The organism is Kutzneria buriramensis (assembly GCF_003387475.1).
GTDB classification, from domain to species: Bacteria; Actinomycetota; Actinomycetes; order Mycobacteriales; family Pseudonocardiaceae; genus Kutzneria; species Kutzneria buriramensis.
In genome coordinates, this window is sequence record NZ_QUNO01000007.1 from 278,640 (window position 1) to 290,895 (window position 12,256).

General features: G+C 69.2%; 8 protein-coding genes. 4 read left to right on the forward strand and 4 right to left on the reverse strand.

Features of this window, described 5'->3' with window-relative positions; all coding sequences use genetic code 11:
- Nucleotides 1–12: 12 nt before the first annotated feature.
- On the forward strand, nt 13–1,221 hold the full coding sequence (locus tag BCF44_RS22035) for a S53 family peptidase (RefSeq protein WP_116176241.1): 1,209 nt from the start codon (nt 13–15) through the stop codon (nt 1,219–1,221).
- Nucleotides 1,222–1,295: 74 nt separating this feature from the next.
- On the opposite strand, the gene BCF44_RS22040 is transcribed toward BCF44_RS22035, so the two are convergent.
- Nucleotides 1,296–1,703 (reverse strand): hypothetical protein, encoded by a 408-nt coding sequence (locus BCF44_RS22040; protein WP_116176242.1) that lies wholly within the window; start codon nt 1,701–1,703, stop codon nt 1,296–1,298.
- A 1,220-nt stretch (nt 1,704–2,923) separates the two neighbouring features.
- On the opposite strand from BCF44_RS22040, the gene BCF44_RS22045 reads away from it, so the two are divergent.
- Complete coding sequence (locus BCF44_RS22045) at nt 2,924–3,214, forward strand: DUF4342 domain-containing protein (protein ID WP_116176243.1); 291 nt, start codon at nt 2,924–2,926, stop codon at nt 3,212–3,214.
- 682 nt (nt 3,215–3,896) lie between these two features.
- Here the strand turns inward: BCF44_RS22045 and BCF44_RS22050 are convergent.
- Nucleotides 3,897–5,894 carry a multicopper oxidase family protein gene (locus tag BCF44_RS22050; RefSeq protein ID WP_116176244.1) on the reverse strand — a complete coding sequence of 666 codons (1,998 nt, stop codon included), beginning with the start codon at nt 5,892–5,894 and terminating at the stop codon, nt 3,897–3,899.
- Nucleotides 5,895–6,184: 290 nt separating this feature from the next.
- Complete coding sequence (locus BCF44_RS22055; RefSeq protein ID WP_170217669.1) at nt 6,185–8,875, reverse strand: AfsR/SARP family transcriptional regulator; 2,691 nt, start codon at nt 8,873–8,875, stop codon at nt 6,185–6,187.
- 317 nt (nt 8,876–9,192) lie between these two features.
- On the opposite strand from BCF44_RS22055, the gene BCF44_RS56710 reads away from it, so the two are divergent.
- Both BCF44_RS56710 and BCF44_RS22065 read left to right on the forward strand, forming a co-directional pair.
- Nucleotides 9,193–9,360 (forward strand): integrase core domain-containing protein, encoded by a 168-nt coding sequence (locus BCF44_RS56710; RefSeq protein ID WP_211353151.1) that lies wholly within the window; start codon nt 9,193–9,195, stop codon nt 9,358–9,360.
- Between the two features lie 292 nt (nt 9,361–9,652).
- Complete coding sequence (locus BCF44_RS22065; RefSeq protein ID WP_116176458.1) at nt 9,653–11,215, forward strand: hypothetical protein; 1,563 nt, start codon at nt 9,653–9,655, stop codon at nt 11,213–11,215.
- Between the two features lie 183 nt (nt 11,216–11,398).
- Here BCF44_RS22065 and BCF44_RS22070 read toward each other — a convergent pair whose 3' ends face one another.
- Nucleotides 11,399–12,127, reverse strand: a complete 729-nt coding sequence (locus BCF44_RS22070) for a rhomboid family intramembrane serine protease (protein WP_170217670.1) — start codon at nt 12,125–12,127, stop codon at nt 11,399–11,401.
- Nucleotides 12,128–12,256: the final 129 nt, after the last annotated feature.

A 12,256-nucleotide genomic window follows, 5' to 3' on the forward strand; every position in this document is an offset into this window, starting at 1 on the left:
CAAGGAGCTCCGATGCGACTCTTCGTCATGCTCGCCACGATCACGGCCGCGGCGCTGACCGTCCAGGCACCGGTCGCCATCTGCCTTCCACGCACCGCGACCGTTCGCGACGCCTGCGGAACGGCACGGCCTGGACACGCCCGGTGTTTCGCCAAAATCCGTACCGACGTCCACGGTGGTCACATGCCTGCTGCCGCGTCACCGGCCGGCTATGCTCCGGCCGATCTGCGTTCGGCGTACAACCTGCCGGCCACCGGCGGGCGCGGACAGACCGTGGCCGTCGTGGACGCCTACGACGATCCCGATGCCGAATCCGATCTGGCCACTTACCGGACCACCTACGGCTTGCCGGCCTGCACCACCGCCAACGGCTGCTTCCGCAAGGTCAACGGCAGCGGCGCCGCCAGCCCGCTCCCTTCGGCCGATGAGGGTTGGGGCCTGGAGATTTCCCTTGATCTGGACATGGTGTCGGCCGCCTGCCCGAACTGCCGCATCCTGTTGGTCGAGGCCACCAGCGCGGCCATCGAGGACCTGGCCGCCGCCGAGGTCACCGCCACGGGGTTGGGAGCCAACGAGATCTCCAACAGCTATGGCATCCCGGAGAACCCGGCGATGCTGCCGTATCAGGACGCCTACCGCCATCCGGGCGTGGCGATCGTCGCCGCCGCAGGCGATTCCGGCTACGGAATCCCGGAATTCCCGGCAGTGCTGCCAAGTGTGATCGCGGTCGGCGGCACCCGTCTGACCCGCGAGCCCGCAGCCGCACGCGGCTGGGCCGAAACCGCCTGGGGCGAAGCGAGCGTCACCGGCGGAACGGGCAGCGGCTGCTCGGCGTGGATCGCCAAGCCCACCTGGCAGCACGACCCGAACTGTCCGGGGCGGATGACCGCTGACGTCGCCGCCGACGCCGACCCCGGCACGGGACCCGCCGTCTACGACAGCTACGGGGCAGCCGGAGGGCCTGGCTGGACGATCGTCGGTGGCACCAGTGCGTCCTCCCCGTTCATCGCGGGTGTGATCGCGCTCGCCGGCAATCCCACCGCGTTCCCCGACGCCAGTTACCTGTATGCCCGCACCACTGCACTCAACGACGTCACCAGCGGCACCAACGTCGCCGGCCCGTTCGGCATGGACTGCGGCGGTGACTACCAGTGCAACGCCGTGTCCGGCTACGACGGTCCCACCGGCGGCGGCACCCCCAACGGTCTGGCCGCCTTCTGACCAGCGCGTCACGAGTTGCCCCACCCTCGTGGGTGGGGCAACTCGCCGTTTTCCTGGGGATCACCAAGGACAGGTCAGATCGACACAGCCCGGTAGAAGACGACCGGTGATTCGAGATCAGCTTTGGACTCCCCGGTCGGCAGGACGCCGACTTCCGTCTCAGGGGAGCACGCCTTCGCTCCGAGGCGCATCGTGTACAGGACGACGATCTGGTTGGTGTTGTTCTGCGCCGACCGCGCCACGAATCGTGGCAGCTCTGGCTGCTTCTCCTCCAGGGTCACGAGATGGCAACCGGGAAGGATCGGAGCAGGGACGACCTCCCGCCGCCCGGCGAAGTCGGGCTCCGAGTACAGATACAGGCCCGGCTCCTGCTGGGCCGACGCCGCGGGCTGCTGGCTGTGCGGCGCGGCGATGGCGGGCCCGGCGGTCAAGCCGACGATGGCCATCGCCGCGGCCGCTGTCACGATAATACGCTTTATCATCAATTCATTCCTTCGTGCTAACATAAATGGTTGGCGTGTTCATCCAAGCCTTCCGCGCGTGTCGGGGGGTCCCGGTGACAACAGCGGAAGAACCACCGAGCTTCCGGTCGCCGGCTTCACGACAGTCGGTCCCTTGCGTGACCTCGGTATAGCCAATGAACTGCATATACGCCGATTGAACCAACTCAAACCTTAATTGATCAGGTAGTTGACGGAGCTTGATCGTCCGCAGTGGCGCAAGGGGTGGTCCCCGGGGGACGAAAACCGCGACCAGTGAATGAACACGATTAGGGTCAGCGGAATGGATATTCGATTTTCGTCACTCATGGTGGTCTAGTGCCAGCATCCGCCTGCAAACTCTTCCTCGGCAAGAGGCCACTCAACTGGCTCCGAGCCCGCCGCCCGGGTAGTGCATTACCTGGATGGGTGTCGACTGACGTGAGACCCGGCATCGAGCGACGACCTCGGTGGCTGGAATCCCGGCCAGTACTTCCATTGTTGACGCAAACGGTGACGAGAGTTCTGTCCCTTGCGCGGGGCCGGGTGAATAGCCCCCTTGTGTCAGGCGCTTGCCGCGCCCGCGCCTGAAAGATCGTAGGTGCCGAGAACTACGTCCGTGCAGGCCGGCAAGCGTCGGTGGTGTCGAGCGCCCAAGGCCCGCGACCCCCTGGGCCGTCGTTCGTGGCCGGTGCACGCCACGAAGCCATGAACTGCCGGTGTCCCCGCGGTGGAGAGCGGCTTCGAGCGCCCGTGGGGGAATCCTGCTCGCCGCGGTATCCACCGCCGGAATCCGACGCGACGACCTGGGTCACCCGCCCGGCACGGCCCGGCCTGGTTGCAGCAAAAATCCCGGACCTTGACAAAGGAGCCGGCAAGGTCGTCGCCAGTGCACTGGAGGATTGTGATCGACACGCGGGGATGGATCGTGGTCCAGTCGAGCACACGTGGCAGGTCGATCATCCAGGCACCTCGTTGCTCGGCACCGCGACGACGGCATCGTCGTTCGCGGCTCAGCGCCGAGTTGGCATGGAACGCGCCATGTCGTCGGTCGCGGCCGACGACCACAGGTGGCCGACGCCGTGCGTCCACCGGACCGCGGGCGACGGCGTGAGGGTCCTGCGAGGGATCAGGCGCGGGTCAGGGGAAACCCCTGATGGCAGCGAGCCCGGCCGCGGGCACGCTGGAGGTGTCAGAGGGACATCCGCAGTTCGAGGAGAGTCATGAGCGAATCCAAGCCCGAGTACACCCGTACCGCCGTCGACTCGGTGGTCGACGCCGTTCGCGGGCTGGTCAGCGAGGGCATCAACCGTCGCGTGGTCGTGCGTGACAGCAAGGACGACGTGGTGCTGGAGGTGCCGGTGGCTTTCGGGCTGGTCGCGGCGCTGGCCGCTCCGGTGGCCACTGCGGTCGGTGCCGGTGTCGCGTTGGTCGGCAAGTGCGACATCAAGCTCGAGGACCGCCGGCAGCCCGCTAGCCAGCCTGCGACGACGGTCGACGCCGAGCAGGTGTAGTAGCAGAGGGGGTTTGTCCAGCCACTGGCGCAGGGGGCCTCGCTGGACCTGTGAGCAGCTTCTCCGGCCGCTCCCGTGGTTGACCTCGGGAGCGGCCGGCCAAAGTCGGCCACGTGATCGCGGGCGGAGGGACCCGATGGTCCGGTCGGGCAGAGCCTGGCTAGGCCGGTGGGCCGTCGAGTTGTCGCTGCACCAGGTCAGCGTCCTCTTCGCGACCCTGCTGTCGGTATGGCTCAAGTGCTTCCCGCCACGCCGTGTGCGCCTGCTCGTGCTGGCCGAGCGCGGTGTGTGGGGGGGTGCCCGAGGCCCTCGAGGGCGTCTGCGGAAGAGATGCTGCCCTACAGGGTGAGGGCGTGCTGGTGGTGGAAGATGGCACCGAGCTGGTCACGCTCGGGCCACCCCGTGCTCGGGCTGCTGGTCAAGCACGTCACCGGACACTCGCTCGCCTCGGAGTCGACCCGGCGCGTGTTCACGCCGCTCGGTCTGCGCGGCACACCTGTTCAACCGGCTGCTCGGGCAGATCTACTTCTGTCTCCAGACCGGCCAGCCCTTCGATGAGGAGAGGGCCTTCCCGGACTTCGCCGACCAGCCGACCGCTGCTTGACGGCTACGCCTGATCGGAGGTCTGCGCGTCGATCGAGTGCAGGCGTCTTTGCGGGGTCTCGCGGCCGATGTCGTGGTCTCACGAGTCGTGTCGCACTGACTGACTCCGGAGAACCTGGATCGGCCGCATCATCTCGTTGTCCTCGTGATCCAGGATGTGGCAGTGCATGACGTAGCGGCCGGGAAGATCGAACCGCGCCGCCACCCGAGTCGTCTCCCCGGGGTACACGATCACGGTGTCCTTGCGGCCGGTCTCCCACGGCTCCGGCGGCCTGGCCGGGCCGTTGCCGCGGCGCCGGTCGAGGACCTGGAACTGCACCTGGTGGATGTGGATCGGGTGCGCGTCCGGGGTGAAATTGGTGAGCTCCCAGACCTCGGTGGCGTTGACGGCCGGTGACTCGGTGACGGCCGCGCCCCACGCGAGCGGCTCAGGGCTCCCGTCCGGTCTGACCGTGCCGAGCATCATGCTGATCAACGCCCGCTGGTAGTAGCGGGATGTCATGTCGTTGAGCGAGATCCGCCAGGTACGCCCGGCCGCGTCCAGGGGCTGCGCGGCGGGCAGGCGCAGCTGAGCCGGTGGCACACTGGTGTCTGACGATCTCGGCGGCGCCACCACGAACTTCATCACCTGGCCGGTGGTGGTCGGATCGGCCGGTGCCGTCCCCGGCGCCCCGCTGAACGGCCCGGCCGGCCCCTCGTTGATCAGGTAGAGCTCGCTGCCCGGGCGTACGCCGGTGAAGTCGACGATCAGGTCGGCCCGTTCGGCCGGGGCACACAGCACCTGTCCCAGCCGCACGGCGGTGGGCAGGAAGCCGCCGTCCGCGCCGATCTGCCAGCAGGACAGCGCCGATGGCGCCGGTCGGGCGGCGAGCGGATTCGCGGCGATCTTGAGCACCAGGGTCCGCGCGTTGCAGGCGTTGAGCACCCGAAACCGGTAGCGGCGGGCTTCCACCGTCAGCACCGGCCAGCTACAGCCGTTGACCACCATCGTGCTGCCGAAGCTCTGTGGGGTCCACAATGGAGGGACGTCGCTGAACGGCACGAACCGTGCGTCCGGTGGAATGTCCGCGGCGAATCCCCGTGTCGGCGGGAAGAACAGCGAGCCGTCGGGGGTGAAGGAGCGGTCCTGGATCACGAGCACGATCTCGTGCCGGCCGGTGGGTAGCACACCGGCCGGCAGATCGTGCCGGCCGCCGCGAACGACGTAGCAGCCCGACAGCCCGGCGTACTGGTTCAACCTGGTCATCCCCAGCGTGTGGTCGTGATACCACAGCATCGTCGCGGGCTGGTCGTTGGCGTACTGGAAGACGGCGGTTCCGGGACGCCACCGCACGCGCAGTCGCTCGACCGCCTCGTCGCGGTGCGGGTCGTAGTAGGAGCCGACTCGGGCGTATCCGGTCGGGATGTCCGACGCTCGGGGCAGGTACCAGGCGGAGGGGTAGCCGTCGCTCTCCTGGGTGCTGTGCCCCCCGTGGAGGTGGGTGACGATCGGCACGGGTCCCCGGTAGTCCGGCGGCGTCGTCGCGAACATCGGGTGTGTGTCCCGGTCGGACCGGCCGCCAGGTGGGTTGGCCCAGTGCAGGGTCGGGTCGACGGGAAGCAGGTGTGGCAGGTAGTGGCCGTGGCGGTCGACGAGTTGGTTCACCCAGTTGACCTGTACCGGTCGCCCGTTGTGCGCCTCGATGGTGAAGCCCGGGCTGTGCGCGGTCTTGGGGCGGTTGGCTGATCCGTAGCCCCACACGGTGGTGCTGGGAAAGCCTTGCGGGAGCACCTGTTGCCTGAACTGCCACACGCTGATCGCGTAGCCGTCGACGTCTCGAGTGGCCCAGGAACGGGGCATGGTGGGCAGAACAGGTAATGGGGCGGCGTACTTGGGGATCCTCGTCGGGTCGAGCAGACCGCTGTTGTCGTCGCCGGCCAGAAGCGGTGTCGGCGTGGCAGTGGAGGTGGACGTTGCGCCGATGGACAGTGACGCGGCGACGGCGCTGCCCAGTTTCGCTGCTCTGAGCAGGGATCTCCTGCCGAGCTGGTTCGGGGTGGCGTCGTCAGCGGGCAGCGGTTGATCCGGTTCATCCATGAGGCCTACTCGGTTGCGTGTCGGGCGGACTGATTGCTGGATCGTCAGCGTGGTATCCGCGCGGGCAGTGAGGTCAGGACTCATTACGCGCGAGGCACATTCCGCGTTCGATGACATCGACACGATTCGACCGGGACCGCGCCCGACGACCGGGGGAGCCCTGCTCGCAGTCAAGGGGCCGAATAAAGAGGATCTTGGCGAATGTTGGCCAATGGGCGGATTTCGTCAAGACAGGTCCGTGGTGCACCGCTAACGCCCCGGACTGCCGACATTCGCTGTCACTCGTCGACCTAGTCGACTGCCAGCGCGACCACCTCGGCGCGGCTGAGCGACCGTCCCTGTGCGATCAGGTCATCGAACGTCGCGCGGCCCAGTTCGCCGATGACCCGGGACGCCGCGTGCTCCGCGTCGCGGGCGGCATCGCCGATCATGGCCGGTCCGAACCGGTCCACGAGGACCGAGGCCGCACCGGTCAGCAGCGCGGACCGTCGTGGATCCCCCTGCGCGGCGGCGGCGATTGCCAGGAAGGTCAGCGCGTACATCATCGTGAAGGGGGCGTCCAGGCGGTCCCAGATGGCGACCGCCTCGCGCACGACCCGTTGTGCCGCAGCGGCATCGCCGAGTCGGAGCAGCGCATGCCCCTGGTAGTTCAGGGCCAGGGCGAGGTCCCACTCGCCGCCCTCCCGGCGCAACCGGGTCACCATGCCGGCGAGTTGGCGTTCCGCGCGCGCCGCGTTGCCCGTGATCAGCACGACATACGCCTTGCCGGCGCGGACACCGGCCCAGGAACTGACCCAACCCAGCTGCCGCAGCACGGATTCCGCCTCGTCGAAGGCCCGCACCGCCAGTTGGTGCTGGGCGAGCCAGACAGCCACGTTGCCCTGCGCCATCAGCGCCGTTGCCCGTGCCGCCGGATCGACGCCGTCGCCAGCGGCAAGCCGAACACTGTCGCCGACCAGCCGCAGCGCCTGCGCCGGATCGGTGCCCGCGACGGCCATACCGTGCATCGCGAGCACGCCGACGCGGCTGGACGCGCTCATCTCCCGGGCGGCGAGCGCTTCGGCCGCCCACTGCCGGCACTCGAAGAACCGACCCTCGATGAGCCAGTGCCAGAACACGAAAACGCCCGCGAATCGGTCGGTCTGGCCGTGATCGAGCAGCCAGCGCATCGCGGCGCGCAGGTTGTCGTGGTCTTCGCGCAGTCGGTCCAACCACATGCGCTGATCCCGGCTCTGCGCGCCGATGCGTGCCTTCGCGACAACGTCCTCGAAGTACGCGGCGTGCCGGGCCCGCGCGCACCCGGGGGCCGCGTTGTCGAGGGCGAACGCCCGGATGGTGTCGAGCATCGTGTACCGGTCGTTGTCGCGGACGATCAGGCTGGCGTCGACCAGCCGGACGTGCAGGTCGACGGCCGTGACGGCGTCGAGCCCTGCGACCGCGGTGGCCGCCGCCAGCGTCCAGCCCCCGGCGAAGACCGCCACGACGTGCAGCAGTTCCCGCTCGGCGGGGTTGAGCAGGCGATAGCTCCAGGCGATCGTGTCGCGCAGTGTGCGGTGGCGCTCGGGCAGATCGAGCGGCCCGTCCAGGACATGCGGCGACTCGTCGAGCAGCGTGAGCAGCGTCGGCGCGGACAGCTGCCGGGCCCGCGCGGCGGCGAGCTCGATCGCCAGCGGCAGCCGGTCCAGCCGCTCGCATATCGCGGCCGCCACGGAGACCTCCGGTGCGGGCGCGCCAGAGTGGCGGGATCGCTCGGCGAACAGCTCTGTTGCCGCATCGGGCCGCAGGGGACGCACCACGTGGACGCATTCGCCGTGAATCCGCAGCGGCGACCGGCTGGTGGCGAGAATGGTCAGGCCGGGGACGCGGTCCAGCAGCCGGCCGAGGTCCGGCGCCGCGTCGAGCAAGTGCTCCATGTTGTCCAGCACGAGCAGCAGGCGCCGATCGCCCAGGTGAGCCGCAAGCGTGTCCCACAACGTCAATCCTCCGACGTCCTGGTCACCCAGGCTGGCCGCGATCGTCGCGAGCACCAGCCTCGGCTCGCTCAACCCGGCCAGCGGGATGAAGGCGCTCTCGAAGCCGGCGGCGACCGCCAGCGCGAGCCGTGTCTTACCCACGCCGCCGGGACCGGTCACCGTGAGCAGCCGGACGGTGGGCAGGTCCGCCTGGATCGCCGAGACCTCCTCATCCCGGCCGATCAGCCGGGTGCGGGGCACCGGTGGCCTCGATCCCCGGACCGACGGAGCGGCCAGCGCCGGATCGTTGCGGAGGATGGCCAGCTCCAGATCGTGGAGCTCGCGACCGGGATCCACGCCGAGTTCGTCGGCCAGGTGGTCGCGTGTGCGCCGGGCCGCGTCCAGGGCGGCGCCGATCTGGCCGTTGCGAACCAGCGCGAGCATCAACTGCCCCGTCAGTCGCTCCCGGGTCGGGTGCGTGCGGGCCTCCGCCGTGAGGTCGCCCAGAGCGTCACGGTGGCGCCCCAGCCGGAGCAGGGCGTCGAACCTGTCCTCGACCGCGAGGAGACGGCTCTCCGTCAGGCCACTGAACAGCTGGTCGCGTGCCTCGGCGGGGACGGTGTCAGCCAGCACGGGGCCACGCCACAGTGCGAGCGCCTGGTCCAGCACCTGGACCAGGCGGTGGTCGTCCCGGATCGCCCGTGACTCCTCGATGAGGGCGCGGAATCGGTGCACGTCGACGTTCATCGGATTCGCGCGCAGCAGATAGCCGCGGCTGCCCTGGGTGCACAGCTCCATGTCGGCCCCGGCGAGCAGGCTGCGGACCTTGGACACCATCACTCGCACGGCGTGGGTCGCGGTGCGCGGCGGATCGTCCGGCCACAGCAATTCGATCAGACGGTCGATCGTCACCGTTCGGTTGACCTCGCAGGCCAGCACCGCGAGCAGGAGCCGCTGCTGTCGTGGCCCGAGCGGCAGCACGGTCTCGCCGCTGCGGGCCTCGACCGGGCCGAGCAACCGTAGTTCCACGCCACCCCCAGATCGCGCTGTGAGCTGCGGTCCGACCTTCATCTGACCCGGATCTGAACGGGTTGCGCAAGGGTGTGCCACGTCGGGGCTCACCCGGTCTCGGCGGCTCGAAGGGGGAGGGGTGTCGGGTCGGTGGTCCGGAACGCCACCGGCCCGACACAGGCCGCGGCTGCCCTTCGAGGCCGGCCGCCACAAGCCCAAGCGCAGGTCACCCGCAGAGAAGTTCCCGTGAGTCGACTCCTTCGGGATCCGCGAGTCCCGCCGATCGCCGAGGAGATCCGTGAGCTGGTGACGCGTCCGGCTCGCGGGCACCGCGCGTGAACTGCTACGCCGAGCCGTTCGTACGCAGCGTCCGGACTGAATGCACCGATCGGATGCTGATCTGCTACGAGCGCCGCGCCGTCGCGGTCCTGGGGGCGTACGTCGGGCATTTCAACGACCACCGACCACACCCGGGGTGCCGGCCAGCGGCCATCGGACCATGATCCGGCGCGCGTCATCCCCCTGGCGGCTCCGATCACACGCCGGGAGGTCCTCGGCGGCGTGATCAGCGAGTACCGACGAGCCGCCTGACCTGGACGGCGAAACACCTGATCATCGCCGCCGTACGGACCTCTGGCGCGGTACAGGACAGGGCACCGCAGGGGCTGTCTGCGGAGCCGACGTCTCGACGGGAAAGCAGTTGGTCGAGCTGACCGGACGAGGGTGAGACGTCAAGGCCGCATCCACCCGTGAGGCGGATGCGCGGCCACGGCGCGGCGGGCACTCTTGGCCAGCATGGCGGAACGGCGGCAGCGGCACGTCAACCAGGCACTGATGCGCATTCCCCGCCGCGCCGAGAGCACCGACCGGCACACGCTGGCTACGACGTACGTGGCGGCCGGCTCGTTCTCGGCCATGCTCAACTCCGAGGACCACCAGATCTTGTACGGAAGAAGGGGAACCGGCAAGACCCACGCCCTGCACTACCTGAGCGACCTGGTCGAGCGAACCGGTGACGTGGCCGTGTACGTGGATCTGCGCACGATCGGCTCTGCGGGCGGTCTCTACGCCGACAGCTCGCTCACACCATCGATGCGGGGGACGCACCTGTTGGTCGACACGCTGGAGGCGATCCACGACGAGCTGCTCACCGCCGCGATGGAGCGCGACTTCGACGACCCGGACGGCTTGCTGCGGGCCATGGACGCGCTCGTCGAGGCGTCGACGGCGGTCGAGGTGGTCGGTGAGGTCGAGGCGGAAACCCGGCTGGGGGAGCAGGAACACAGCGGCGTCCGAGTCGAGCTGTCGGCCACCGCGTCGCCCGGCGCGCGGTTCTCCGCCGGGCAGAAACGGTCGGTGCGGGCCGAGAGCCGGCTGCGGCGGTCGGGCGTCGAGCGGCACCGCGTGCTGTTCGGGCCGCTCAGCCGCGCCCTCAAGGCCGTCACGAGAGCGTTGGGCCCCAAGCGGTTGTGGCTGCTGCTGGACGAGTGGAGCAGTCTGCCGCTCGATCTCCAGCCGCTGCTGGCCGACCTGCTGAGGCGCAGCGTGCTGCCAGTGCCCGGGATCAGTGTCAAGATCGCGGCGATCGAGCGGCGGTCGCGGTTCTTCCTGCCGGCCGGCGGCGACTACCTGGGCATCGAGGTCGGCTCGGACGCGGCCTCGGCCGTGAGCCTCGACGACTTCATGATCTTCGACCACACCCAGAACCGGGCGCAGGAGTTCTTCGGCCAGCTGTTCTACAACCACGCCGGGCCGCGGCTGGCCGCCATGATGAAGGATCCGCCGGGCGACGCCGACGCGTTCCTCGGCGAGGCGTTCCGGCGCGGGGCGTTCGCGGAGCTGGTACGGGCCGCGGAGGGCGTGCCGCGGGACGCCATCAACATCGCCGCGCTGGCCGCGCAGCACGCCAATGCCGAGCCCATCGCGCTCGCCGACGTGCGCAATGCCGCCAAGGACTGGTATCTGCGGGACAAGCAGAACGCCCTTACCGTCAACGAGGCCGCGCGGCGGACGCTGCAACTGCTCGTCGACGAGATCGTCGGCAACCGGCGGTCTCGGACCTTCGTGCTGGACCAGGTCGGGTACGCGGCGTACGAGACGATCGACGAGCTCTACGACGCCCGCCTGTTGCACCTGCTGCGGCGGGGCATTGTCGACCCGCACCACCCCGGCCGGCTCTACGACGGCTTCGCCATCGACTACGGCTGTTATGTGGCGCTTCTGCTGGTGGGAGACCATAGCTTCCGGGTGCGGGACCGGGGTGGCTGGCTCTCGTCGCCGAAGGGCATCCCACCCGACGGCTTCAGCCTGTCTCGAGTGGCGGTGGACCTGCCGAGCCTGTTGGAGGGGACGGTCTGAGCGTGGGGGATTTCAGAAGTCGGTCCACGCGTCCCAGCAGCGACGGAAACCTGGGAATCTTCCGTGACAACACCACGGACGACACGCGCGGCTGGTGTCCCGGTGGGCTGGCGCCGAGACGGTACTTCCCGACCGGTGGCATCACCGGCAAGGACGTCACCATCGGCATCGACCGCCGGTTCCTTACGTCGGCGATTCCGGCTGCCGCACCGGCGTTTCCCTGCTGGAACGCTGATCCCGAAATCGGGCCGCCGCCCGTCCCGCCCGCAGCGGGCCGACGCGTATCACCAGGAGGAGCAACCCGATCGCCATCCCCGACAGCAGCGACACGCCGTGCAGATCGGCGTGGGCCGCCAGCGCCGTCGCGCAGACCACGGCGGCGGCCAGTGCGATGCGTCGGTTGACGTACAACGCCGCGGCGGCGGCGACCGCGCCCACCGCGGCGGCTCGGATGCCCAGGAATCCCCATCCCGTCAACGCACCGACGTAACACGCCAGGACAGCAACGTCCCAACGACTTGCCTGGTCGCGGCGCGCCAGCAACCAGACCGTCGCTCCGCCGGCAAGACCGCAGATCGCGATCGAATCGCCGCCACCCGGCTCCTGCCAGGAGTAGGCCGCGATCTGGCCGCCAACCGTGCCCGCGACGAACAGCACCAGCCATCGCCCGCGACCCAGTTCGCGCTCGACGACCATTCCCACCAACGCCAACGTCACCAGGTTCGTGACCACTTGGTACCAACCCAGCGTCTGCACGAACAGTGGTGTCGCCGACCGCCACCACTGGCCCGCCTCCAGCGCCCCGGGTGTTCGCTGCAACAGCGGCACTGCCGACGGCGCCGCGTACTGCACGACCGCCGCGATCATCGCGACGCCAACTGCCGCCAGGGTGAGGATCGGCCTATGCCGCACTGTCTGCACATTCTCCGAGACGGATGACCCACCGCGACGGTTGCCGGTTGAGTCCCAACAGTTGCCTTTCGGCAGGCGGAACCAGACGTCCTGGTTGGTGCTCTTGGGGGTGGCGTACACAAGGCAGCG